At 41.5% G+C, this 25,617-nt stretch carries 24 protein-coding genes; 16 read left to right on the top strand and 8 right to left on the bottom strand.

The features are described 5' to 3' along the window. The first annotated feature begins 1,483 nt into the window (after window positions 1-1,483). Complete coding sequence (locus FZC79_RS02435; RefSeq protein ID WP_148945280.1) at window positions 1,484-2,254, top strand: Cof-type HAD-IIB family hydrolase; 771 nt, start codon at window positions 1,484-1,486, stop codon at window positions 2,252-2,254. Between the two features lie 247 nt (window positions 2,255-2,501). Here FZC79_RS02435 and def read toward each other — a convergent pair whose 3' ends face one another. After that, the gene (def, locus tag FZC79_RS02430; protein ID WP_148945279.1) at window positions 2,502-3,056 is read right to left on the bottom strand and encodes a peptide deformylase; all 555 of its coding nucleotides are present in this window, start codon (window positions 3,054-3,056) and stop codon (window positions 2,502-2,504) included. A gap of 448 nt (window positions 3,057-3,504) precedes the next feature. On the opposite strand from def, the gene FZC79_RS02420 reads away from it, so the two are divergent. From FZC79_RS02420 to lpdA, 5 genes are all read left to right on the top strand, one after another. Continuing rightward, complete coding sequence (locus FZC79_RS02420; protein WP_148945278.1) at window positions 3,505-4,164, top strand: YkyA family protein; 660 nt, start codon at window positions 3,505-3,507, stop codon at window positions 4,162-4,164. A gap of 556 nt (window positions 4,165-4,720) precedes the next feature. Further along, window positions 4,721-5,836 carry a pyruvate dehydrogenase (acetyl-transferring) E1 component subunit alpha gene (gene pdhA / locus FZC79_RS02415; RefSeq protein WP_148945277.1) on the top strand — a complete coding sequence of 372 codons (1,116 nt, stop codon included), beginning with the start codon at window positions 4,721-4,723 and terminating at the stop codon, window positions 5,834-5,836. 3 nt (window positions 5,837-5,839) lie between these two features. After that, window positions 5,840-6,817, top strand: coding sequence for an alpha-ketoacid dehydrogenase subunit beta (locus FZC79_RS02410; RefSeq protein WP_148940463.1), 978 nt, complete (start codon window positions 5,840-5,842; stop codon window positions 6,815-6,817). A 99-nt stretch (window positions 6,818-6,916) separates the two neighbouring features. Then, window positions 6,917-8,299 (top strand): dihydrolipoamide acetyltransferase family protein, encoded by a 1,383-nt coding sequence (locus tag FZC79_RS02405; RefSeq protein ID WP_148945276.1) that lies wholly within the window; start codon window positions 6,917-6,919, stop codon window positions 8,297-8,299. Between the two features lie 4 nt (window positions 8,300-8,303). Beyond that, window positions 8,304-9,713, top strand: coding sequence for a dihydrolipoyl dehydrogenase (lpdA, locus tag FZC79_RS02400; protein WP_148945275.1), 1,410 nt, complete (start codon window positions 8,304-8,306; stop codon window positions 9,711-9,713). Window positions 9,714-9,811: 98 nt separating this feature from the next. On the opposite strand, the gene FZC79_RS02395 is transcribed toward lpdA, so the two are convergent. Further along, on the bottom strand, window positions 9,812-10,192 hold the full coding sequence (locus FZC79_RS02395) for a hypothetical protein (RefSeq protein WP_148945274.1): 381 nt from the start codon (window positions 10,190-10,192) through the stop codon (window positions 9,812-9,814). 552 nt (window positions 10,193-10,744) lie between these two features. Here FZC79_RS02395 and FZC79_RS02385 point away from each other — a divergent pair. Together FZC79_RS02385 and FZC79_RS02380 are read left to right on the top strand one after the other, a co-directional pair. Beyond that, on the top strand, window positions 10,745-11,614 hold the full coding sequence (locus tag FZC79_RS02385) for a polysaccharide deacetylase family protein (protein ID WP_148945272.1): 870 nt from the start codon (window positions 10,745-10,747) through the stop codon (window positions 11,612-11,614). Between the two features lie 1,083 nt (window positions 11,615-12,697). Continuing rightward, a complete protein-coding gene (locus FZC79_RS02380) occupies window positions 12,698-12,817 on the top strand; it encodes a GapA-binding peptide SR1P (RefSeq protein ID WP_113928954.1) in 120 nt (39 codons plus the stop codon). 471 nt (window positions 12,818-13,288) lie between these two features. On the opposite strand, the gene FZC79_RS02370 is transcribed toward FZC79_RS02380, so the two are convergent. Beyond that, complete coding sequence (locus tag FZC79_RS02370) at window positions 13,289-14,761, bottom strand: aminotransferase class I/II-fold pyridoxal phosphate-dependent enzyme (protein ID WP_148945270.1); 1,473 nt, start codon at window positions 14,759-14,761, stop codon at window positions 13,289-13,291. A gap of 250 nt (window positions 14,762-15,011) precedes the next feature. Between FZC79_RS02370 and FZC79_RS02365 the strand changes: the two genes are divergently transcribed. Both FZC79_RS02365 and FZC79_RS02360 read left to right on the top strand, forming a co-directional pair. Continuing rightward, on the top strand, window positions 15,012-15,983 hold the full coding sequence (locus FZC79_RS02365; protein WP_148945269.1) for an NAD(P)H-dependent flavin oxidoreductase: 972 nt from the start codon (window positions 15,012-15,014) through the stop codon (window positions 15,981-15,983). 80 nt (window positions 15,984-16,063) lie between these two features. Beyond that, window positions 16,064-16,333: a UPF0223 family protein gene (locus FZC79_RS02360; protein WP_148945268.1), complete on the top strand. Its 270-nt coding sequence runs from the start codon at window positions 16,064-16,066 to the stop codon at window positions 16,331-16,333. Between the two features lie 68 nt (window positions 16,334-16,401). Here FZC79_RS02360 and FZC79_RS02355 read toward each other — a convergent pair whose 3' ends face one another. Next, entirely contained in the window at window positions 16,402-17,022 is a 621-nt protein-coding gene (locus tag FZC79_RS02355) for a YktB family protein (RefSeq protein ID WP_148945267.1), read from the bottom strand. 182 nt (window positions 17,023-17,204) lie between these two features. Between FZC79_RS02355 and FZC79_RS02350 the strand changes: the two genes are divergently transcribed. After that, window positions 17,205-17,399 (top strand): hypothetical protein, encoded by a 195-nt coding sequence (locus FZC79_RS02350; protein ID WP_148940446.1) that lies wholly within the window; start codon window positions 17,205-17,207, stop codon window positions 17,397-17,399. Between the two features lie 263 nt (window positions 17,400-17,662). Then, window positions 17,663-18,469, top strand: coding sequence for an inositol monophosphatase family protein (locus tag FZC79_RS02345; RefSeq protein WP_148945266.1), 807 nt, complete (start codon window positions 17,663-17,665; stop codon window positions 18,467-18,469). Window positions 18,470-18,541: 72 nt separating this feature from the next. Here the strand turns inward: FZC79_RS02345 and FZC79_RS02340 are convergent, their stop codons facing one another. Then, window positions 18,542-18,727, bottom strand: coding sequence for a YlaF family protein (locus FZC79_RS02340; RefSeq protein ID WP_148945265.1), 186 nt, complete (start codon window positions 18,725-18,727; stop codon window positions 18,542-18,544). Between the two features lie 806 nt (window positions 18,728-19,533). Between FZC79_RS02340 and typA the strand changes: the two genes are divergently transcribed. Continuing rightward, entirely contained in the window at window positions 19,534-21,375 is a 1,842-nt protein-coding gene (gene typA, locus FZC79_RS02335; RefSeq protein ID WP_148945264.1) for a translational GTPase TypA, read from the top strand. Window positions 21,376-21,400: 25 nt separating this feature from the next. Next, window positions 21,401-21,712 (top strand): YlaH-like family protein, encoded by a 312-nt coding sequence (locus tag FZC79_RS02330; RefSeq protein ID WP_148945263.1) that lies wholly within the window; start codon window positions 21,401-21,403, stop codon window positions 21,710-21,712. Window positions 21,713-21,832: 120 nt separating this feature from the next. Here the strand turns inward: FZC79_RS02330 and FZC79_RS02325 are convergent, their stop codons facing one another. Next, a complete protein-coding gene (locus FZC79_RS02325; RefSeq protein WP_148945262.1) occupies window positions 21,833-22,279 on the bottom strand; it encodes a hypothetical protein in 447 nt (148 codons plus the stop codon). After that, the gene (locus FZC79_RS02320; RefSeq protein WP_148945261.1) at window positions 22,269-22,469 is read right to left on the bottom strand and encodes a YlaI family protein; all 201 of its coding nucleotides are present in this window, start codon (window positions 22,467-22,469) and stop codon (window positions 22,269-22,271) included. The genes FZC79_RS02325 and FZC79_RS02320 overlap by 11 nt, the downstream gene beginning before the upstream one ends. A 253-nt stretch (window positions 22,470-22,722) precedes the next feature. Between FZC79_RS02320 and FZC79_RS02315 the strand changes: the two genes are divergently transcribed. Then, window positions 22,723-23,175, top strand: a complete 453-nt coding sequence (locus tag FZC79_RS02315; RefSeq protein ID WP_148945260.1) for a pyridoxamine 5'-phosphate oxidase family protein — start codon at window positions 22,723-22,725, stop codon at window positions 23,173-23,175. 183 nt (window positions 23,176-23,358) lie between these two features. Here FZC79_RS02315 and FZC79_RS02310 read toward each other — a convergent pair whose 3' ends face one another. Then, window positions 23,359-23,988 carry a YhcN/YlaJ family sporulation lipoprotein gene (locus FZC79_RS02310; protein ID WP_148945259.1) on the bottom strand — a complete coding sequence of 210 codons (630 nt, stop codon included), beginning with the start codon at window positions 23,986-23,988 and terminating at the stop codon, window positions 23,359-23,361. Between the two features lie 178 nt (window positions 23,989-24,166). On the opposite strand from FZC79_RS02310, the gene FZC79_RS02305 reads away from it, so the two are divergent. Continuing rightward, entirely contained in the window at window positions 24,167-25,495 is a 1,329-nt protein-coding gene (locus FZC79_RS02305; RefSeq protein ID WP_148940432.1) for a PhoH family protein, read from the top strand. Window positions 25,496-25,617 lie beyond the last annotated feature (122 nt).

The raw sequence follows: 25,617 nt of genomic DNA, 5'->3' as shown, positions 1-25,617 counted from the left end.
CTTACCTTTTCTTCTCTGCGGGTTACTTAATTCCATGAGCCTGCGAGCTGGTAGGGGACACCTGCTAGTCCCACAGGAGGTCGCACTCCGGGAGCTGAGATTCTTCTAAGTAAAATGGGGGGCAGAGGATAAAATAGAATACCAAAGCAACAATCCTTTAGAAAAGAGCCTTCTAAAAACAGAGGCTTTCCATTGTAGACACATTCCACGATTGAAGTGTGAGTTGTATTGCAAACTGGGCTCTCAGGATGGAAGGGCCAACTCTTCAGCTAAATGATTCCCGCTGCACTCTGGTGGTTAAATGCAGTCATCAGTGAATTCTGCCTCTTTTACGAGATCGCAATGTTTCTTAAAGAACTCCCGAGTGACACCAGAGCGCCTTTTCCAGACTTCAGGTGTTCTTCAGGAAACTCAAGAGACTCTTTTTTGGACCTTGTAGTGTCCTTCAAGAAACTCCCGAGAGACACCGAGGTCACTGAAAAAGTCCTGCAAAGATTTAAAATTGTTGAAACGTACCTTTTCCGCTTCCAATATGATCAAAGAGTGTTGGCTTCCGTCCAAAATTACCCGGCTTCGCTGGGCCGGAGCCTGATCTTATAGAGAAAGCTCCTGTTAGTGCCATAATTAAGTGCCCAGCAGTAAGAATAAGGGAACTTTTTTCCCTTATTCTTAAAACTAAGGATTCTGGCATAAATGGAGGAAATTTTTTCTCTTATTTGATTAAAAAGCACATTTTTTAGTGGGTGAACTTATATAAGGGAATTTAATTCCCCTATTTAAGCTTTTTTTTAATGTTTTTTAATTTGGCTCTTTTCGCAAAGATTGTGGCTATTTTAAAAGTAATGGACTTCCGCTCCAGGCGCGCGACTCCGCGGGGCGGGCGTTGAGCCTCCTCGGCTTCGCCTGCGGGGTCTCACCTGTCCCGCTAGTCCCGCAGGAGGTCGTACGCCTTACGCTCCAATCCTTCCCCGTGAAATGAGGAGGAGATAAAATAGCATTCAAAAGCAACAATCTTTTAGAAAAGAGCCTTTAATTTATAAGGGAACTTTTTTCCTCTATTTACTACCCAACCTACTGAACAGCTTGGATAAGTGCCACCGGTCACTGCCATGAAACAGCTTCTTTGCATCGACTAGTTATGGAAGATCCTTACCAGCTCCTACAGCAAAATGTTCTAAAAAAAAGAACAAAGAATTCTAACGCTATGGAGTAAAGAGAGCAACATATTCATTATTTTTCTGTGTGAATAAAAAGTACATTCTAATATCTGGTAGATTTTCAGCGCCCTCTTGACACAAGTGTTCTTTTTTGGACCTTGAAGTGTCCCTCAGGAAGCTCCCGAGAGACACCAAAACCCATGTCTTAGTGGCAGGGGAGTTAATTGACATTTAAAATGGAGAGGTTTAAGTTAATGAAGGAGAATGACAGAGTATTTCAATTGAAGTACCGTCCTAAAACCTACGATTGAAGGGAGATAGAATAGATGTCGAAAATAGTATTTTTTGATATAGATGGCACTTTGCTTGACCATGAAAAAAAATTGCCTGATACAACTAAAAAGGCAATCAAGCAGCTTCAGGATAATGGTACATATGTAGCAATCGCAACTGGCCGGGCGCCTTTTATGTATGAAGGTCTGAGAGAGGAACTTGGAATAGAATCCTTTGTCTCTTTTAATGGCCAATATGTTGTTTTTGAGAATGAAGTGATTTATAAGAACCCTCTTGACAGAGATGAACTGGAAAATTTATTGAGCAAGGCTGAGGGCCTCAATCATCCAGTTGTCCACTTGAATGAGAAGACAATGAAGGCTAATATCCAACATCATCCTTTCATTGAAGAAAGCATGTCCAGCTTGAAGTTCCCCCACCCGGATTTTCAGCCTGATTTTTATAGTGATAAGGAAATTTATCAATCCCTGCTGTTCTGCCGTGATGCAGATGAACCCATTTATCGGGAGATGTATTCAAAATTCAATTTTATCAGGTGGCATGAGTATTCCATGGATATTTTGCCAAGAGGCGGCTCAAAAGCAGAGGGAATTAAAAAAATGATTGAAAAAATGGGCTTCGATATCAGCGAGGTATATGCGTTTGGAGACGGCTTGAATGATATAGAAATGATTGAAGCGGTGGGTACTGGTGTGGCCATGGGGAACGCAGTGCCAGAAGTAAAGGAACATGCAGACCTCATTACCAAATCGGTGGATGAAGATGGGATTTATCACGGTCTTAAAGAACTGTCCTTAATATAAGGAACTTTACAGAAAAAAAGGAAGCTCAGTTCAGCTTCCTTTTTGGCTTTTTATCCGGGCTCTATTCGTAAACTTTGCTGCTGGTTACTAACTAATTCCGCTAAAAACAACCTACCTTCACCGGAATAACCTAGTTAGCATGAAAAGAAAAGAGCTGCTATCCCGATTAAAGAGAAAACCCTTAGTAAAGGGGAAAAATCCAGCTCTTGGGGTTTTTCGAAAGCAACAATCTATGCTAAAACAGCCTTTATCTATCTACCGGTGTTGCATCCGGAATTGGAGCCATAGGATTTTCGGCATCGATATGATCATAGAACATAATGCCGTTGAGGTGGTCCAGTTCATGTTGAAAGACGATAGCGGGCATTCCTTTCAGTCTGACTTTTACTGGATTGCCCTCGATATCGATTCCCTTGACGGTTATCCTGGCATAGCGGGGAACGTATCCGGGAACATGGCGGTCTACTGATAAGCAGCCTTCACCGCTTGTCAGGTATGCTTTTTCAACAGAATGACTGACGATTTTCGGATTGAATAATGCATAGCTGTATAGATTCCCTTTTAAATCGGTAACATGCACAGCAAGCATTCTTTTCAACACATCAATTTGAGGAGCTGCCAGTCCGATGCCGGTCCTCAGCCCGTACTTCTGGGCAGTTTCCGGGTCCTGGCTGTTTTTAACATACTCAAGCAGGCTGCCAAGAATTTCTTTATCTTCTTCAGAGGGCGGCATTGCTACTTCTGCGGCAGCTTTCCTTAAGGATGGGTGTCCCTCGCGTATAATATCTTCCATAGTGATCATAGAGTTTTCCTCCCAGTATTGCTCAGCGTGATTTTTCAAAAGATAAGAAAGTATAAAGTTTTTATTCTAAAATTAAAGAGCGTTTCTGAATCCAGCGCCCAGCCCCTCGGGATCAAATAACCCCTGGAGAATAAAAGGAAAGACCGCCTTTTTTTCTCCAGAGAACATTCGCCTGTCGGGGCTAACGGGGCGCTTGCGCTTTTTTATGATTATAGTCTAACAGACCCCAAATAAAAAGTTAACTACATTTTCAAAGGGATATTCCTTGACATACATTTTCACTTTTATCATAGTTATTAATTGAGGACAGGCAATATACCCAGTATCATTATTATTACTATTAAAAGGGTTAATGTTCCTGCAAGAGATCGTTGGAAGAACTTTCGATTGTCAAAGGTTAAAAGTGGGGATATAGTAGTAAATGTCATTAATATAAGGGGGACTTAGAGTGTATAGACTTCGAGGAGTTTTGGCTGCTGCAGGTGCCGCTGTCCTGCTTACGGGATGTATGGGCGGAAGTACACCTCAAGAAATGGTATACAACACTTTGGAAGATACAGTCAAAAAAGAAGAAACGCTTAAAGAAACGCAAGAGCCATTGACCAAGCTGGAAGAAGAAGAGCAGGAGCTGTTTGATAAAGCGATCAGCTTGAGCATGGAAGAAATTGAAGAAATCAGGAAGATAGCGGATCAGGCACTTGAGAATATCAGTGAAAGAGAAAGCCTGATTAATGAAGAATCCGAAGCGATTGCTGATGCAGAAGAAGCTTTCGAGGCAGTCGAGTCTTCAATTGAAGAAATCGAGGATGAAGAGTTGAAAAAAGAGGCTGATAATCTTTCTAATCTTATGAATGAGCGTTTTGCTGCTCATTCAGCGATGGCAGATTCTTATTTGCAATCTCTATCGAGCGACAGGGAACTTTATGAGTTATTGAAAAAGGAAGACCTGACAATGGAAGAGCTGCAGTCTCAAATTGAAAAAGTAAACGCCAACTATGAAACAACAATGGAACTTAATCAGACTTATAATCAATTAACAGAAGAAGTTAATGGATCAAAAGTTTCTTTCTATGAAAATGCAGAAATAGATATTGATACAGAGGCTTAATGCTAATCACCCGGTTAAGTGGAATTATCCACGAAGCCGGGTGATTTTTACGTTTAAGGCAAGATCGGCTTTACGAAATCACCTTACACGCACAGTTATAGACATTACTCCTTCAGACGGCAGGGAGGACAGGCAGAGAAGACCAAGACAGGTACTGTGATTAATGTATAACAGTTATAAGAATGTTGTTCTGTTTTATAATACAGGGGTGAGTATTCTATTAATACAGATTACTTTTACGTGAAGCTACCGAGTATTTCACCTTTTCAAATCAGGTTGATTTTATAAGTATTACTCGTTGACTTCTATAAAAACAGTGGTGTAAACTATTAGAGGTAATGACACAGTGTATTAGTTTTATTAAGAAAATGACTAGTACAGTTTATTTTTTAAAAAGCTGATTAAAGAGTTTTCTTTTATGTGAATTGTGGAAACATATGTTTAAAGATGTGTATTTACCAAAATTATGGTTGTCACATACATTTCTGGACACCCTAATCACTGTATGTAAAAAAACTCTAAAATATTAGGATAAAGAAAGGAAGAGGTGACTTCGATGGCTTCTAAATCTAAGAAGGCACAATTCGATGCGAAAAAAACGCTTGAGAATATTGAAGCGCAATTCGAAATGGTACAAATTTTAAACGAAGAAGGCGAAGTGGTTAATCAGGATGCAATGCCTGATTTAAGCGATGAGCAATTGCAAGAGCTTATGCGCCGCATGGTTTACACTCGTATTCTTGATCAAAGATCAATTTCCCTTAACCGTCAAGGCAGATTAGGATTCTACGCGCCTACTGCAGGACAGGAAGCGTCACAAATTGCTTCTCATTATGCATTGGAGAAAGATGACTGGATTCTTCCAGGATACCGTGATGTACCTCAGATCATCTGGCACGGTCTGCCATTATACCAGGCTTTCTTATTCTCCCGCGGACATTTCAAAGGAAATCAGCCTCCTGAAGGTGTGAATGTATTATCACCGCAAATCATCATCGGTGCACAATACATCCAGACAGCCGGTGTGGCCCTTGGATTGAAAAAACGCGGCAAGAAGTCTGTTGCGATCACTTATACTGGTGACGGCGGATCTTCCCAAGGTGACTTCTATGAGGGAATCAACTTTGCCGGAGCATTCAGTGCACCAGCGATTTTTGTTGTTCAGAACAACCAATTTGCAATTTCCACGCCTCGCGACAAGCAGACAGCTGGTAAGACAATTGCCCAAAAAGCTGTTTCCGCAGGGATTCCTGGAGTGCTCGTGGATGGAATGGACCCGCTCGCAGTATATGCTGTTACGCGTGAAGCACGCGACCGCGCAGTGAATGGAGAAGGCCCGACATTAATCGAAACGCACTGCTACCGTTACGGTCCTCATACAATGGCAGGTGACGACCCGACACGCTATCGTTCTTCTGAAATGGATACTGACTGGGAGAAAAAAGATCCTCTAGTACGTTTCCGTAAATTCCTTGAAGGTAAGGACCTTTGGAGCGAAGAAAAAGAAAATGAAGTAATCGAACAAGCGAAAGAAGATATCAAGGAAGCAATCAAGAAAGCAGATGGAGCTCCAAAACAAAAAGTGACGGATTTCATCAATAACATGTATGAGAAGCTTCCTCATAACTTGCAAGAGCAATTAGAAATCTATAAAGAGAAGGAGTCGAAATAAGCCATGGCGCAAATGACAATGATTCAAGCTATCACTGATGCAATGCGCACTGAACTGCGCAATGATGAAAATGTGCTTGTTTTCGGTGAAGACGTAGGATTGAATGGCGGTGTTTTCCGTGCAACAGAAGGTCTTCAAAAAGAATTTGGGGAGGACCGTGTATTCGATACACCCCTTGCAGAATCAGGGATTGGCGGATTGACTGTCGGACTTGCCCTTGAAGGCTTCCGTCCTGTACCTGAAATCCAGTTCTTCGGTTTCGTATACGAAGTAATGGATTCAATCAGCGGTCAACTGGCTCGTATGCGTTACCGTTCCGGTGGTACTTATACTGCGCCTGTAACAATCCGTTCACCATTTGGAGGAGGAGTACATACGCCTGAGCTCCACGCTGACAGCCTTGAAGGCCTTGTCGCTCAGCAGCCTGGCCTTAAAGTTGTGATTCCTTCCACTCCATATGATGCCAAGGGTCTTTTGATTGCTGCAATCAGGGACAATGATCCTGTTATTTTTCTTGAGCACATGAAATTGTACCGTTCATTCCGTGAAGAGGTTCCTGAGGAAGAATACACAATTGAAATCGGGAAAGCGGACGTTAAACGTGAAGGAACTGACCTGTCCATCATCACTTATGGTGCGATGGTACATGAATCTCTAAAAGCAGCTGAAGAACTTGAGAAAGAAGGACATTCCGTTGAAGTTGTAGACTTAAGAACGGTTAGTCCTCTTGATATTGACACAATCATCGCTTCAGTTGAGAAGACAAACCGTGCAATCGTTGTTCAGGAAGCCCAGAAGCAAGCGGGTATCGCTGCTAATGTGGTTGCTGAAATCAACGACCGTGCAATCTTGAGCCTGGAAGCTCCAGTTCTGCGTGTAGCTGCACCAGATACTGTATATCCTTTCTCTCAAGCGGAGCCGGTATGGCTTCCTAACTTTAAAGATGTTATTGAAACAGCAAAGAAAGTACTAAACTTCTAAGAACAGCAGGTGGCAGAGCAGAAGGGGGAAAAAACTCCCTTCTCTTTTCCAATCCCGCCAAAAACTATAAGCGAAAACAATAACAGGAGGTATAAACCTATGTCATTTGAATTCAGGCTGCCGGATATCGGTGAAGGTATTCATGAAGGTGAAATTGTAAAGTGGTTTATTAAACCCGGAGATAAAGTGGAAGAAGACGATGTATTGTGTGAAGTGCAAAATGATAAAGCAGTGGTGGAAATCCCTTCACCGGTTGCAGGAACTGTAGAGGATCTTCTTGTAGAAGAAGGAACCGTTGCAGTAGTAGGCGATGTGCTGATCAAGTTTGACGCGCCAGGATATGAAGACCTTCAGTTCAAGGGCGACCACGGTGATGAAAAGAAAGAAGAACCAAAAGCGAATGAAGTGACAGAAGGACAAGTTCAGGGAGTTGCTGAACAAGGCCAGGCTGTAGGAAAAGAGCCTTCTCAATCTAACACTGATGAACAGACAATCAGTTCCGGTGAACAAGGTGGACAGCAAGGTGAAGAAGTGGATCCTGACCGCCGTGTCATCGCGATGCCTTCTGTACGTAAATTAGCTAGAGAAAAAGGCGTTGACATCCGTAAAGTGTCCGGTTCAGGTAAAAATGGCCGTGTGACAAAAGATGATATACAATCCTTCCTTGAAGGCGGAGCTTCACCAGCCCCTGCTGAGCATAAGGAAACAGCGCCGGCAGCGGAATCTGCAAAAGAGGAAGCACCTAAAAAGGCTGCAGGCCAAAAAGTTCCTGAGGGAGAATACCCTGAGACTCGTGAACCTATGAGCGGAATGCGTAAGGCTATTGCCAAGGCTATGGTGAATTCTAAGCATACTGCTCCACATGTTACCCTGATGGACGAAGTGGATGTTACAAAGCTATGGGCACACCGCAAAAAGTTCAAAGAAGTTGCTGCGGAAAAAGGCGTAAAGCTTACATTCCTTCCATATGTGGTAAAAGCATTAACAAGTGCTCTTAGAGAATTCCCTGCACTAAACACTTCTCTTGATGACAGCACCAGCGAGATCGTTCACAAGCATTACTATAATATCGGTATTGCGGCTGACACAGATAAAGGTCTGCTTGTCCCTGTGGTGAAGAATGCAGATCGCAAATCTATGTTCTCTATCTCAGACGAGATCAATGAACTGGCAGGTAAGGCTCGTGACGGCAAACTTTCAGGAGATGAGATGAAAGGTGCTTCTTGCACTATTACTAATATCGGGTCTGCCGGCGGACAATGGTTCACACCAGTTATCAACCATCCTGAAGTTGCAATCCTCGGTGTTGGACGCATTGCTGAAAAACCTGTGGTTAAAAATGGTGAAATTGTAGCGGCACCTGTGTTAGCATTATCATTGAGCTTCGATCACCGTATGATCGACGGAGCTACCGCTCAACATGCACTTAACCATATTAAGCGTTTGTTGAACGATCCAGAACTTTTATTAATGGAGGCGTAATGCGATGGTAGTAGGAGATTTCCCAATTGAAACAGATACTATAGTAGTCGGTTCAGGTCCAGGAGGATATGTTGCCGCAATTCGTGCAGCTCAGCTTGGCCAAAAAGTTACAATCATTGAAAAAGAAAATATGGGCGGCGTATGCTTGAACGTTGGATGTATTCCTTCAAAAGCACTGATTACAGCCGGTCACCGTTTCCATCAGGCGCAGCATTCTGATGATATGGGAATTGTTGCAGAGAACGTTAAAGTTAACTTCGATAAAGTCCAGGAGTGGAAAGCAGGAGTTGTCAAGAAGCTTACGGGCGGTGTTGAAGGCCTGCTTAAAGGCAACAAAGCGGAAATCGTCCGCGGCGAAGCCTATCTTGTGGATGAGAACACTTTACGTGTAATGGATGAAAGTTCTGCACAGACTTATAAGTTCAAGAATCTCATCCTTGCCACAGGTTCACGCCCAATTGAGATCCCGAGCTTCAAGTTTTCAAAACGTGTATTAGATTCCACTGGTGCATTAAATCTTTCAGAAATCCCTGAAAGCATGGTTGTTATCGGCGGAGGTTACATCGGGACAGAACTTGGAACTGCATATGCTAATCTTGGTACAAAAGTGACAATCCTTGAAGGTGCTGATGATATCCTTAGCGGATTCGAAAAGCAAATGACTCAAATTGTCAAAAAAGGCCTTAAGAGCAAAGGTGTCGACATCGTAACAAAAGCGATGGCCAAAGGCGTTGATGAAACGGACAGTGGAGTTACTGTAAAATATGAAGTCAATGGCGAGGAACAAACTGTTGATGCAGAATACGTCCTTGTAACTGTTGGCCGCCGTCCGAACACAGATGAAATCGGCCTTGAAGAGGCTGGTATCGAAATGACGGACCGTGGTGTAATCAAAATCGATAAACAGTGCCGTACGAATATTTCCAATATCTTTGCAATTGGTGACATTGTTGATGGCCCGCCGCTTGCTCATAAAGCATCTTACGAAGGCAAGATTGCAGCAGAAGTAATTTCTGGCGAGCCTTCTGAGATTGATTATATGGGTATCCCGGCTGTATGTTTCACAGATCCTGAATTGGCGACTGTTGGTTACACTGAAGCACAAGCTAAAGAAGAAGGACTGGAAATCACAGCTGCTAAATTCCCATTTGCAGCAAACGGCCGTGCGCTGGCATTGAACGCTACAGAAGGATTCATGAAGCTGATTACCCGTAAATCAGATGGATTGATCATCGGCGCTCAAATTGTCGGTTCTGGTGCTTCTGATATGATTGCTGAACTTGGTTTAGCAATTGAGTCAGGAATGACGGCAGAAGATGTAGCAATGACAATCCATGCTCACCCAACACTTGGGGAAATTTCCATGGAAGCTGCAGAAGTAGCTATGGGAAGCCCTATTCATATCATGAAATAATTACTAAAAACCTCTTGGATGATCCAAGAGGTTTTTTTCTTTAAAGTTTTTATTAAAAATTAATTCTAGGGTAAACAACTATATCCGTACTGAATTAACTACTTCCAGGTGTCAAGAGTATTGCTGATGGGTGTCAGAATTTCCTTTTTGGGAATGTTTCCAACAACCTTGCAAATAACTTCATTGTCTTCAACTACAAGTAAAGCAGGATACGTATCATTAAGAAAAGCAAAAGAGGAAGCGTGATTTTTATTTTTTGCTACTATAACATAATTATCGAAATGAGAAGGGTAGGTCTCTTTCAGTTCAATCAAAGCCTCGTAATAAGAATCCTCTTCATTAATATTGCTCTCATCTGAGTAAAAAAGGATGCCTTTCTCAATATTGAGCCCGGCTGCCGTCCCGTCATTCTGCAAACTGCACGATGAAAGGAACACGATGTTTCCAAGCAAAAGGACAAACAAAAAAGAATATTTCATTTATTAGCCTCTTTTCAATAGTGTATTTAAAAATTATGCTGTCCAAATGGCTGGTTAGCAGCCTTTTTTATTTAAACTGTAAAATAATTACTAATTTATTTATTTCCATAATTCTAACATATTACTAAATTTTATAGGCCATAATCATCAAATTGTTACAGAATTGAAAAATCTTATAAAAATTTAAGTTTTAAACGGATTCCCAACGTGAATATAATGGTATAAATCCTATTTACAGGGTGAGTGAATGAAAAATTATATTGCTTTTCTATTACAACTCATAATTTGGAGTGCTTTTTCTATCGCACAATGGCTATCAGCTAAAGATCATATAGAGTATAAGTGGATCATGTTCATTGTATTTTTCTACCTCGGCTTTCTGATTGCGAAAAAAATCTTGCAATCTTTCAGAGTAACTTTCATTATTACTCTGATAAGCCTTTTTACATTTTTTTCTTTGAAAATGTTCTTTGAACAAATGATTATCTCTAGTTACTTTTAAAGTTAATGTTATAATTGCAACAGACAACCTATCAGAGGAAGGGGAACAATATGAAAAAATTGATTTACTGCAGTGCACTGCTCCTATTTATCGCAGGCTGTTCCCAACAGCAGCCATCAGAAACAGCAGGTGACAACGAAGGGCAGGGAGAAGTCATCAACGAAGCTGTTGCAGCGGAAGACACTGAGAGTGAAAACACGCAGACAGAGACAGACACATCGACAGAAGAAGAGCCTGCAGGCAATGACGAAGAAGATAAGGAATCCTTGGAAGAAGAAGTCAAGGAACCCCTCTATACGATAAATGAGGCAAATTGGTCTGTACAGCCCATCGGTGATGCCAACGAGAAAGTCGCATTGCTGACTATTGACGATGCACCGGACAAGCATGCTTTGGAAATGGCAGAAACTCTAAAAAGTCTTGACGCACCGGCGATATTCTTTGTGAATGGACATTTCCTTGATACTGATGAAGAGAAGGAAATTCTGAAGAAAATACATGAAATGGGATTCCCTATCGGTAATCACACTGCTACTCATGCGTCTCTGCCAGACTTGACTGAAGAAGAGCAGCGAGCTGAAATAGTAGAGCTGAATGAGTTGATTACCTCTGTCATTGGAGAGAAACCGAAATTTTTCAGGGCTCCCTTTGGTCAAAATACAGATTACTCTAAAAGTCTTGCCAAGAGTGAAGGAATGACTCTGATGAATTGGACGTATGGTTATGACTGGGAAGCTCAATATCAGAATAAAGAAGGAATAGCTGATATTATGGTCAATACTGAATTGCTGAGCAATGGCGCCAATTTGCTTATGCATGACAGAACCTGGACCAATGAAGCGATGGCTGATATAGTAAACGGTCTAAGAGATAAAGGATTTGAAATTCTTGACCCTGAACTGATTCAAACACCGCAATAATATAAAAAGCCGGCACTCGGATATCCGTTTGCCGGCTTTTTTAATTTAAGCTGTTTTCACATAGATTGTTGCTTTCGGAAAAATCCCAGCAGCCGAATTTTTCACCGAATACTAAGGGATTTCTCTCTAAACGGGAAAAGCAGCTCTTTTCTTTTCATAATTACCAGGTTACTAAAGCGAAATTTGATCAGTTTTTTTGGAATTAGTATCAAATAGCAACAAAGTTTACGAAAAGAGCCTTAATTTAATGGTCTTGAAACCCCCTGGCTATGCTGGGGGGGGGGCCAGAGAGCTTATAGCGTGGTATAGAACACCCTCTTTCTATAGAAAAAGCGGGTTGGTTCCTTATCTCTACATGCCATTCCAGCAGGAGGGGAGGTATCTTTGCTGATTGGAATTAATAAAGCCTAAAATAAGCGGAGTTTTTCCGGTTAAGCTTAAGAATTGAATGTGAATTAGGGTATATAAGCGGAATTATTCCGCTTAAACACAGCGAAACGAACTATTTTCGCATTTTTTTTACAAATAAGCGGAATTTCTTCGCTTATTATAGCTGTACTTTTACACTATGACTCAAATAAGCGGAATTTCTCCGCTTATTTTCCACGTTTTTTCAGCCGAAAAAAATAGCCAGAGAAAATAATTCATTCGACCTTTTGATTTTAAAATAACCCTGCAGGGGTGGAAGCCTCTGTACTTCTGATCAAGCCTACCGGCGGAAGATAGCCAGCTTATTTATCTTTCTATTAAGCTGATGTACATACCATTTGTCATTGCAGACACTGACAAGTTCTTAAACCGTTTATCAGCATTGTTTGTATTTGCATGTGTTTGGTCTAATGTTGTGCTGGCGGGCAATGTGCAGCGATTTTATGAAAGGGCCATGAAGAAATAACAACTCCATTTAAAAAGCCGAGATATAAAGACAAATAGAATCTCATATACTAATGAAGGTAAAAGAATAACTTGAAAAAAGTATATGTGACATACAATTTAGGCTTGATATTTTAATTGTGTTATATTATTATTGATTTATAGGAAGTAAACGCTTTCAAATTACTGCATAATGGGAGGAGTTTTAAGATGGGTACAATTGTTTGTCAGTCCTGCTTAAACACTATTGATCACTTTGAAGATGAGAAGGTATCGGTTTTATTCTCCAGCAGCTGTGATTGTAACAATGAAAACGAATTAGACGATTAAAAGGATATAGCATTCAGGGCCCCGTTTTTTTACGGGGCTTTTTTCATTGCTTGGAAAATTATAATCACCCCTTGTGTTACTTTTAGCTATATTATCCACATCCAGCTTCAGCGCCCAGCCCCTCGGGGTCAAATAACCCACAGAGAATAAAAGGGAAGACCGCTTTTTTTTCTCCTTGGAACATTTGTCTGTCGGGGCTGGACAAGGCGCTTCCGCTTTTGATGCGTCCAGCTGCAGCGCCCAGCCCCTCGGGGTCAAATAACCCAAAGAGAATAAAAGGGAAGACCGCCTTTTTTTCTCTTTGGAACATTTGCCTGTCGGGGCTGGACAAGGCGCTTCCGCTTTTGATATCCCGGAAAGCGAGCGGGGCAGACTCAACAGGTTGAGCGCGGGATATAAAAAAGCAGCCATAAAACAAATCACCACTTCAATTGAAGTGGTGATTTGCTCTGTTATATCTTAAATGGGTTATTACCTGATTGCCTTGTGCTCCTTTATAACCCTGAGGTGTTTAAGGTCAAAGTCCTCAGGCCCTTGGACAGGCAAGCCTGCTTCCACATTTTTGTGAATATAAGTGATGTTTTCTGCGGTAATGATTTCCCCAGGAATAAAGATAGGGATTCCTGGAGGATATACCATGATGAACTCGGCAATGATACGGCCGACACACTCTTCCATCGGAATGACTTCTGTCTCAGCATAAAACGCATCTCTAGGCGTCATGGACAAAACAGGGATATCTGGCAGCAAGACTTCAGCGATTTCCAGCAATCCTTCTTTGCTGGAAAACTGAAAGGACATCTCTGTTAATGCCTCCACCAATTTATCGCCTTCTTTAATAGTGTCTCCTGGTGTAATGATGCAGAGGATGTTGTACATATCTGACATCTCAACCTCAATGTTGTAGACTTCCCTTAACCATTTTTCAGCATCAAATCCGCTGATTCCGAGTTCCTTTACTGAAACAATCAACTTGGTCGGGTCATAATCGAAAGTTGCTTTGGTGCCCAATATTTCTTTTCCAACGCAATAAAGGTCTTGTATTTCATTAATCTGATTTCTTATGCTTTCAGACAGCTCGATCGTTCTTTCTATCAGTTCCTTTCCTTCGGTAGCAAGTCTTTTTCTTGCTGCATCCAAGGAAGCAAGCAGAAGATAGGACGTGGAAGTCGTCGTTAGCATGCTGAGTATAGTCTGTACCCGTTTTGGAGATACAAGGCCCGTCTTCATGTTCAATACAGAGCTTTGGGTCATTGAACCACCAAGCTTGTGGACACTCGTTGCAGCCATATCAGCTCCGGCCTGCATCGCTGACATTGGCAGATCCTCATGAAAATGAATGTGAACCCCGTGGGCTTCATCGACCAGTACAGGCACTTCATAAGAATGGGCGATTTCTACTATCTTTTTCAAATCCGCAGAAATCCCAAAGTAGGTAGGATTAATGACCAGGACTCCTTTGGCATCAGGATGCTGCTCAAGAGCTTTTGCAACCGAATCGTTCGTGATGCCGTGAGAAATCCCCAGAGTTTCGTCGACTTCCGGATGGATAAAAATAGGTGTAGCTCCGGAAAATACTATAGCGCTCATGACCGATTTGTGAACATTTCTCGGAACGATTATTTTTTCTCCCGGTCCACAGACAGACATGACCATCGTCATAATGGCTCCGCTCGTACCTTGTACTGAGAAGAAGGTATAATCAGCGCCAAATGCTTCTGCCGCCAGTTCCTGAGCTTCCTTGATCATTCCTTTGGGCTGATGGAGGTCGTCCAGCGGTCCGATATTGATTAAATCAATCGAAAATGCATTATCACCGATGAAGTTCCTGAATTCTGGATCCATTCCAGTTCCCTTCTTATGGCCGGGAATATGAAACTGTACGGGATTTTTTCTGCTATGTTCTACTAAGCCGGTAAATAAAGGAGTTTTGTATTGAGACAATTCATTCGACACCTCTTTAAAGTCTTTTATATCTAAGCCTTTCCCTTAAAGATAAGGAATTAGTCATTAGGTTCATTAAGATTCTTGATAAAGCAAGCTGTAAGAAGCAGGATTGCTCTTATCGATAAAGAATTATAGCATTTAGCCTTTTCTTTGCATAGTGTAATCAGCCCGCACTTTTAACATTTTGTCGAATTTGAAAGGATTTCATTAGTGAAGGATAGAACTAATTGGTGAAAGGGTGATAATCATGAATTGGAAAACGAGAGTTTCAGAACTGCTGGAAATACAGTATCCAATCATACAGGGAGGTCTTGCCTACCTTGCATATGCAGAATTGGCCGCAGCGGTCAGCAATGCAGGAGGACTTGGGCAGATAACTGCGATGTCGCTTGAAACTCCTGAAAGATTAAAGGAAGAAATACATAAAGTCCGGGAACTTACTGATAAACCCTTTGGAGTTAACTTTGCCATAGGGCAGCACGGCCGTCCTTACAAGGAATTTTTGCAGACAGCCATTGATGAGAACGTTCCTGTTGTGTCGATGACGGGAGGGAACCCTTCTCCAATGTTTGAAATGCTGAAAGGAAGTGCTATAAAAAAACTGGTGCTTGTAGCAGCTAAAAGGCAGGCGGTAAAGGCGGAGGAACTAGGCGCAGATGCTGTCATGGTGGTAGGTGCAGAAGGAGGCGGCCACCTGGGAAAAGATGATATCGGGACCTTTGTGCTGATTCCCCAGGTGGTTGATGCAGTTTCCATTCCGGTCATTGCATCAGGAGGGATAGGAGACGGAAGAGGAATGGCAGCCGCATTATGCCTCGGAGCAGAAGGGGTAGAGATGGGTACCAGATTTATCGCTACTGAAGAATGCATCCATGCATCTCCTGCATATAAGCAGGCGTTGATAAGAGGTTCGGAAAGTGATACAGTGGTCATCAAACGATCGCTTGGCTCTCCTGCACGTGCCATTTCAAATAGCTGGACAGATCAAATACTGACACTTGAAAAAGAAGGTGCGGGATATGAAGGACTTAAGAATCTTATAAGCGGCGAAGCAAATAAGAAATTCATCTATGACGGCAAGAATGAAGAAGGGTTCGGATGGGCAGGACAGGTAATGGGTATGATTGATGATATCCCGCCTGTAAAAGAACTTATGGACCGGATGGTTAAACAAGCTGCAGAGGCCGGTTCTATGTTTGCAAATAAGGAGAACGAATGATCAGCTTGGTGTTATGATAGAATGGAACGCCTTAGGCAGGCAAAGAAAAGGTAAACACTTAAGAAAGCAAGGTGAATGGCATGGAATATCAATATCCTTTTTCGTTGGACTGGTCAACAAAAGAAGTCATAGATGTTGTCGGCTTTTTTCAAAATATTGAAAAGGCCTATGAGCAAGGTATTGAACGGGATAAACTGATGGAGGCTTATAAGCGATTTAAAGAAATTGTTCCCGGTAAAGCTGAAGAGAAAAGAATCTGCAATGAATTTGAGGAATCAAGCGGTTACTCTTCTTACCGGGTAGTGAAGAAAATGAAAGAGTCTGACAGCAATATTGTAAAAATGAAATAGCAGTACGAAAAAGAGGAAAGCCCATATATTACAGGGGCTTTCCTCTTTTTGCATGCTCAGCTCAATGTTTATTTCAGTTTGTAAAGGGGTAATAATTTTACAAACGCATCACTTATTATTTCAATTGTTTCATCCCCTGAGAGCTTGACGGCTTGTTCTCTCGGAATGCGGATTCCGCAAAGGATTTCAGCTTTTTTAACGGTTTGCAGCCGTTGGAATAAAGAGGATAACTCCTGTTCGTCCATCTCAGATAAAGCTCGCGACTCAGGTTTGGTGTGATCTCCCGACCATACGAAATCTTGTGGAATGATCTTTTGAATACGTTCCAGGTTTTGTTCCAGCTTACTTCCAAACTGCTCTTTGCCGGGAGCTTCATAAATCACAGCGAACCAAACGAATACATGGGTTTCCCAAAGGCCGATTTGAAAATGGGGGTGCTTCTTATAGCCTCTTTTATTATTGGCAAATGCAACCCAGGTATCATCCGGCGGGTTCACTGAGCGCCTGGCATGCTTAGCTACATGGGGAAACATTTCATCACCAGTCATGGTGCTGAGGGCAGGGGAGAAATGCTGTCCCAGAATTTCAAGTTTAGGTCGGACGGTCTCTATCAAAGCTTCCATTCGCTCATCCAGACCATCAATGGTGAAGATGTTAAAGTCATTTTCTGTAAAACCAGTAAAGTTCATTTTGTTCCTCCTTATGCTGATGCCATTATTTTATCACAGTCATTTAGGGGAAGGAAAAATGCTGATTCAGGATGAATGGGTGAATGCACATTTTAGTTACGTGTTTCTTAACCTTCACATAGAATGTACTAGATAAATTCAGAAAATTAAGAATAATATTATCAGGAAAGGGTGTACTGTCCATGAAGCAAGTTATGAGTACGACAAGGAAAAAGAATGTCCAGCAACAGCGTATGGCGGTGCTTAAGCTGGAAATGGATTATGAGTTAGCTGTCCTGTTCGAGGCCATGGAAGACAAAAACACTGCAATCCAGGTAAAGACGAAAGAGAAGTTAATGAAAATCAGAGAAGAGCTCCTGAAACTGAAGGCACTTTAAGTTAGAGAAATAATCTTAATCAACATAAATAGCTTTTTAAGCGGACTCTGAAATAGACTTTCAAGGGTTCGTATTTTTGTGGCTGCATGCAAGATGCTTGAAGGGTTTGTCAATATACATTAAGCTTGAAAAAAGTTAGTACATCTTAGTTGGTGAATTGCAAATAATACATAAGACCTTCTAAGCGCTGGTTACGGCCATGGCTTAAAGGACTGGACTCTTACCAGCAATCAAAGAACTGATATATAGAAGGAGGACATCGAATGTCTAACTGGCGGGAAGTTGATACATATGTTAAGCAATGGATTAAAGAAGCTGGTGAAAGAATCCGGCAGTCGTTTCAGACACAATTAAATATCGAAACCAAATCGAACAGAAATGACCTTGTCACAAATGTTGATCAGGAAACAGAACAGTTCTTTATTGAAAGGATCAGAAAGACTTATCCTGAACATAGAATCCTGGGTGAAGAGGGATTTGGAGATGAACTGAAGGATATGAAAGGCACAATCTGGATCATAGATCCAATCGACGGCACCATGAACTTTGTGCATCAGCAGCGGAATTTTGCTATATCCATTGGTATTTATCAGGATGGAGAAGGTCTGCTCGGATACATTTATGATGTTGTTCATGATGAGTTATACCACGCGCGAAAGGGACATGGAGCTTTCGTGAATGAAACGAAGCTTCCTCAGCTAGAAGAAGTGGATGTAAGGGACAGCATAATAGGAGTGAATGCCCTTTGGGTAACAGATAATAAAAAAATTGACAGGGAAGTTCTTGGGCCGCTTGTAAGAGATGTTAGAGGAACCAGATCATATGGGTCTGCCGCTATGGAAATGGCTTATGTAGCATCTGGAAGGATTGACGGCTATATGACCATGAGACTTGCTCCTTGGGATTTTGCTGCTGGAAAGATCATCATTGAAGAAGTAGGCGGAGTCGTAACAAGCCTGGATGGCGGGAAACTGAATATGCTTGAAAAGAGTTCGGTATTCTCCTGTAAGCCCGGCCTTCATCGAAATATCATTGAGACCTATTTGAAAGATGTTAAGTTAAAGAAATAAGGTACTAAAAAAGCTGGCCGATTCTGGCCAGCTTTTTACGTTGAAAAGACTAATGCTCACTAGAGACACAGACTATAATTTTCCTTCTTCTCTATACTTTTTCTTCGTTTTAAAGCCCATTCCCATGACAACTGCCCAAGCAGTAACAGACAATGCAGCGAGGGATAAACTTTTTTCACTTACCGCAATTCCGATGGCCATTATACAAGCGGCTGCAAGAACCGCATACAGAACGAAAACCCATTTAATGTTTTTCACCAATCATTCTCCTTTTAATGAAAAGTTTTACTTGTCTAAAATCTTATCAATGAATGTACATGATAACAAGTATATTTCTCCTGGAAGTAAGCGCATTAACATTTTATTGCCGGGAAACTTTCATTAAGTTAGTAGCCCTGCTTTTCTCCGTGATGAGTTTATAATCCTCTGGGAAAGCCGATATAACTGGAAGCCGCTGAACGGATGCTGACTTCACAACTCCCCTGCGGAGAGGTGCCCCTGGAACGGCAATCAACGTTGAGATTAAAAGCAGTAAGGCTGTCTTCGCAAATATAGTGGCTTTAGGACACCCCCGGATACAAGAGGTTTCTTCTCTAATCGGGGAGATCAGCTCTTTTCTTTTCATGGTTACCAGGTTATTCTTTTTTGGAATTATTATAGAATAGCAGCAAAGTTTACATAAAGAGCCTACATAAAAGCACTACAAACGCCTTCCAATTAAAGGGAATATGCAAAGGGAAATAACTCAATTACTTTACGTAATTCAGTAATGATAAGCATTTCGAGGTGTTTAACTTACCCAAATCATTACTGCAGCAGCAATATTTACAGAAATCTGTTTTTGCTTTTCTGAATGCTGTGATATAATGTCTTAGTTGTTGTTTTTTCAAGCCAACTAGATGCTCTGTACATTTTCAGGTTAGAAGAAAAAACGAGATGCGATATAAAAGAAGGTATCAGAAGCAGGCCGCTTATAGCTGAATTTTATGAAGGAACACATGAAGACAGTTCATAATGTTTGTTTAATATAAATCTAATACGATCAACAATCAGGAGTGAATACATTGAATAAGAGAGACGATTTAAGAAATATAGCAATCATTGCCCACGTTGACCATGGTAAAACGACTTTAGTAGATGAATTATTAAAACAGTCAGGTATTTTCCGTACTAATGAGCATGTTGAGGAACGTGCGATGGATTCCAATGATCTTGAAAGAGAAAGAGGAATCACCATCTTAGCAAAAAACACGGCAATTCAGTATAAAGATACCAGAATCAACATCTTGGATACACCAGGACATGCTGATTTCGGCGGTGAAGTTGAACGGATCATGAAAATGGTTGACGGTGTACTTCTTGTTGTCGATGCATATGAAGGATGTATGCCTCAAACTCGCTTTGTTCTTAAGAAAGCACTTGAACAGAACTTAACACCAATCGTAGTAGTAAATAAAATTGACAAAGACTCAGCACGTCCTGAAGAAGTCATTGATGAAGTTCTTGAGCTCTTCATTGAACTTGATGCCAATGAAGACCAGCTGGAATTCCCGGTAGTATATGCATCTGCAATCAATGGTACGGCATCTGTTGATCCTGATCCAGCTAACCAGGATGAAAACATGCAGTGCCTTTATGAGTCCGTCATTGATAATATCCCTGCCCCAATCGACAATCGCGAAGAACCGCTTCAATTCCAGGTAGCTCTTCTTGATTATAATGATTATGTAGGACGTATCGGTATCGGCCGCGTATTCAGAGGGACGATGAAAGTAGGACAGCAAGTAGCACTGATGAAAATTGATGGAAGTGTGAAAAACTTCCGTGTATCGAAAATCTTTGGCTTTATGGGCCTCAAGCGCGTTGAAATTCAAGAAGCACATGCAGGGGATTTAATTGCAGTTTCCGGAATGGAAGATATCAATGTCGGTGAAACAGTTTGTCCAATCGATCATCAGGATCAACTTCCTGTGCTTCGTATTGACGAACCTACACTTCAAATGACGTTCCTTGTAAACAACAGTCCTTTCGCGGGCCGTGAAGGTAAATATGTCACTTCAAGAAAAATTGAAGAAAGATTGCTTGCACAGCTTCAAACAGATGTGAGTTTACGTGTCGAAAACACAGATTCCCCAGATGCTTGGACAGTTTCCGGCCGTGGTGAGCTTCATCTTTCTATCTTAATTGAAAACATGCGCCGTGAAGGATTCGAACTGCAGGTTTCAAAACCGGAAGTTATTGTACGTGAAATTGATGGAGTGAAATGTGAGCCTGTAGAACGCGTTCAAATCGATGTTCCTGAAGAATATACAGGAAGCATCATTGAATCCATGGGAACACGTAAAGGCGAAATGCTTGATATGATTAACAATGGCAGCGGCCAAGTAAGATTGATCTTCATGGTGCCTGCCCGCGGATTGATCGGCTACTCTACTGAATTCATGACATTGACTCGCGGTTACGGAATCATCAATCATACCTTTGATAGTTACCAGCCTATGCAAAAAGGCCAAGTCGGCGGACGCAGACAAGGTGTTATTGTTTCAATGGAAACAGGTAAATCTTCTCAATATGGTATCATGGGTGTAGAAGACCGTGGAACAATTTTTGTTGAGCCTGGTACAGAAATTTATGCGGGTATGATTGTTGGGGAACATACGCGTGAGAATGATATCACGGTAAATATCACCAAAACAAAGCAAGCGACTAACGTCCGCTCTGCTAATAAAGATCAAACTGTAACAATCAAGAAAGCCCGTATCATGACTCTTGAAGAATCATTAGAATACTTGAATGATGATGAGTACTGTGAAGTTACTCCTGAATCAATCCGTCTTCGTAAAAAGATTCTTGATAAAAATGAGCGTGAAAGAGTTACTAAGAAGAAAAAAGTAGAAACAAACTAGTTAACAGTTTAGGAGTGATCAGGAAATGGATGTAACAGATCGTTTATCCTTTTTCCCATCCCTTTACCGGGTCGAGGAAAATACGGAGCTCGGTATGTGGCTTCTTTACCTTACTATCGTTGCTTTATCAGTATTGGTATACAAGCTGGGGTTCGCAAAAAAATTGCCGTTATTGAAGTCGGCGGTCATTTATTTTTTCCTCGCTGCGGGTTCAACTGTACTGACCTTCTTGGGAATATTTCTTCCTGTAGCTGAAGGACTGGTGGTCGCTGCCTTGATTTTGATTATCTATAAAGTCAGGCTGCGCAGCCATAAAAACGAAGAAGCAAGTTCATAAGAAAAAGCAGAGGACCGAGGTCCTCTGCTTTTTTTAGTCTTTTTTGTGAATAGCCGTTACAATATTTCCCCTGCCTGTATTTCGAGAGACAGACAAATCATTTACACTTTTTTAAAAGGATCAAATTTTCCATTTCTCTAAAACGGGATATAGGTGGTTCAGGGAGAAGGCAAACAGGATATGTGCCAAGCTCCAATATAAAAAGGCTTCCCAGTTATCAACCGCCGGAACCTCTTTTCTGGCCAGGACCGAGAGAGGGAAGTATAAAAAAAGGGCAGGCAGCGTAAGAGCTGCAGCTAATCCCAGCCTCTTCCCATATCTGAGTTTCCATTTTTGTGTCAGGTAATAAAAGACAAGACCTAACAACAAAGAAACAAGCAAGTGGAAAATGAACTCAATCAGCTCCGGCCACTGAATCTTGCCAATGACAGGAATGAAATCAACGTTCAGCAGCAGAATATAGACTTTCTGCCCGGTCGCATTCTCAGCCAACTTTAAAGATAAGCCCATTATGATACCGGAAATGATACCTGCCAGACTTCCTTTTAGAATTGTGCTAGAAGTCATTTTTCGATTTCACAGAACGGTACAGCCTGAAATTTCCGGTGTCTGCCCGTTCTTTTGTTCTATTTGTGATCCGTTCACGACAGCTGTCACACATATAAGTATGGATTGGGCGGTTTCTTAGCCGCTTTGCTGTCAATGATTCATCATTTATAGACTCAATCACATCACACAGAGTGCATTTCACTCTCATATTTAGACACCTCCATGTCTTGATGAGTATGGGTATGTATTCCATTCTAAGTATATCATGCAGACAAGAGTATTTCTTCTTTTAGCAGCCGGCATTCCTAAAATGTTTGCTGGAATGGTGCTGTGAAGAGACCTTTAAACGTCCCTTGGGGAATGATTTGTTTACTTAATAAACTTCTTCTGTAAATGCTTCATTTGTTTTCTTTTCTTTCTTTTTCTGATGTATACTATAGTTAATTAGGGGAGGGATATCAATGAATAGAATTGAAACCAAATTAATTCCTGCTTTGTTTGAAGAACTCCAGAATGAAAAACTCATCTCGGTTTCTACCGTTGATCATGAAACGGGAGGACCTAACTTGAGTGCGATTTCATGGGTTTATGCTGAAAGTGAGGAGAGTATCCTGTTTGTTGTCGACAGCCGTTCCCGAATCATTAAAAATGTGGAGGGGAATCCTCGCGTTGTGCTGAATATCATAGCAAATGAATCCTCCTATGCCATTAGCGGAAAAGCCAAAATGAAAACTGAGAAACTGCTGAATGTTCCTCTTAATCTGTCCCTGATTTCTCTGGAAATTGAAGAAGTGAGAGATGTCATGTTCTATGGGTCCAGGATTTCCGTTGAACCTCAATATGAGAAAACGTACGATAAAGAAGCTGCCGGCAGATTGGACCGGCAAGTGATAGAAGCCATGAAAAAAGCTTAATTCTATGCTTTTCCAAGGCTTCTTTTGTTTTTTTCAGGCTCTTATTGAAAACTTTGCTGCTATAGGTTACTAATTCTAATGAACCTTAACTCGTTGGAATAACCTGGTTAGCAATCCCGCTTAGAGAGAGCCCTAGTATCAAGGGATATCCGAAAGCGGCAAGATATGCGAAAACATCGTTCTTTATTGATTGTTATTTTGATTTCTGTTCATATAATTGTTTGATTGATCCTGCTGTTCTTCCTCAAGCTGTCTCTCTTCCTGTCCATCTGCTTTATCTGTGGATTGTTCAGGAGCATTATCAGGATTATTCTGCTGTGTGTTCTTAGGAAGTTCAGGCATCAATCGCCCAGCGATATCCGATAGTTCGTTCAGCACACCTTGGACAGGCCTTCCATTTTCGATGTCGCTGCCGACTTCCTGCAGTCGTGCATAAAGATCCGGATCAGCCACAATCATGGCTCGTGCTCCGTGAGGGTCGTCTTTCAAGGCCTCTGCAACTGAATACTTTATTGTACCTACTTCAGATCTTTCAACAGCTGAATTGACATCAATGCCAACAAAGGCATATTTTCCTAATACAACTGCTGTGGCATCTTCAACATCAGGTACGGAAGTAGCGATTCTGACCAGATTTTCCGATATTTTCTGGCTTGATTCATTTTGCTGCTCATTCTGTATTTCACTGTTTTCTACATTAATCGGGCGTGGATTATCGCCATTTCCTTGATTATCGTAAGCGGTCTGATTGTTCTGCTGATTACACCCTGAAATCAGGATGATGAGTGAAATTACTGTTAGCCATTTTTTCATTATGCAACCTCCGATTAGTATATCTGTATTTCTTATTGTGTAATCTTCTTCTATATTTATTCCTTAGTTCATATATTTTAGCAACGGGCCGTCCTATTTAAGTGGACTCTTTAGTAATAACCGGATGAAGAGGGTCTACATACAATAGTATAAGAATAGAGGAGCAGGAGGCATCGATTTGAAAAAAATTTATGTATTGGATACCAATGTCTTATTGCAAGACCCGCAAGCAGTTTTTTCCTTTCAAGATAATGAAGTAATCATTCCCGCAGTAGTATTGGAAGAAGTGGACAGCAAAAAACGTTATATGGACGAAATTGGGCGCAATGCAAGACATGTATCAAAAATAATTGATAGCTTACGGCAGCAAGGAAAGCTCCATGAAAGTATTCCGCTTTATAATGGCGGAACTTTGCGTATAGAGTTGAACCACCGGTCCTTTCATCAGCTGCAGGAAATTTTTGTAGAGAAAACAAATGATAACCGTATATTGGCTGTGGCCAAAAATTTATCACTCGAAGAAGAGACAAAAGAAGATGGAAGACAAGTTATATTGGTCAGCAAGGACACCTTGGTCCGGGTCAAGGCAGATGCACTGGGTCTGCAGGCGGAAGATTTCTTAAGCGACAGGGTAGTAGATGTAAGTGATATATACAGCGGTTTCATTGAAATTTACATTCCAAAGGAGCTGCTTGATAAATTTTATGAAAAGGGTGAAATACCATTAGCAGATATCACTCAGCACCCTTTTTACTCTCACCAATTCCTCCTGATGAAAGATTCATTGGGGAGTTCTGCTTCAGCCGTAGGTGTCGTGGATATTACAGGCAGATTTGTGAAAAAGCTGGTGTATGACCAGGATCATATATGGGGAATCAAACCGAGAAATGTACAGCAGACAATGGCAATAGAACTGCTTTTAAGGGAAGACATCCCTTTGATTACCATGGTGGGCAAGGCAGGAACCGGGAAGACTCTTTTAGCTCTTGCTGCTGGCTTGCTGCAAGCCGAAGATCTTCAAGCTTATAAAAAGCTTTTAGTTGCAAGGCCGATTGTTCCTGTGGGAAAAGATATAGGATATTTACCTGGTGAAAAGCAAGAAAAGCTGAGACCTTGGATGCAGCCGATATTTGATAATCTGGAGTATTTATTCAACACGAAAAAACCAGGTGAATTGGACGACATACTGGCTGGCATGGGCTCAATAGAAGTAGAGGCGCTGACTTATATCAGGGGAAGAAGCATACCTGAGCAATTTATCATTATTGACGAGGCCCAGAATCTTACAAAGCATGAAGTAAAAACCATCCTGACCCGCGTGGGAGAAAAGAGTAAAATCGTTCTTATGGGGGATCCCGCGCAAATCGATCACCCTTACCTTGATGAATATAATAATGGCCTGACGTATGTGGTTGAAAAATTCAAGGATCATCCTGTTGCTGGTCATATCAAGCTGATGAAAGGAGAAAGGTCCGGACTGGCTCAGCTGGCAGCCGATATACTGTGAGCAGCTGAAAAATACATTATTACCATATGAAAAAACGATTCAGTTGTTGCACGCTGAATCGTTTTTTTATGAACAATTATCTCAATGTGATGTTAACGAGTTTTCCAAAACCGTTTACACTC

It is taken from the genome of Rossellomorea vietnamensis, assembly GCF_008180615.1.
In the GTDB taxonomy this organism is placed as follows: domain Bacteria; phylum Bacillota; class Bacilli; order Bacillales; family Bacillaceae_B; genus Rossellomorea; species Rossellomorea vietnamensis_D.
Note: the sequence above shows the minus strand (reverse complement) of the source record. Positions and strands in the feature narration are given on the sequence as shown.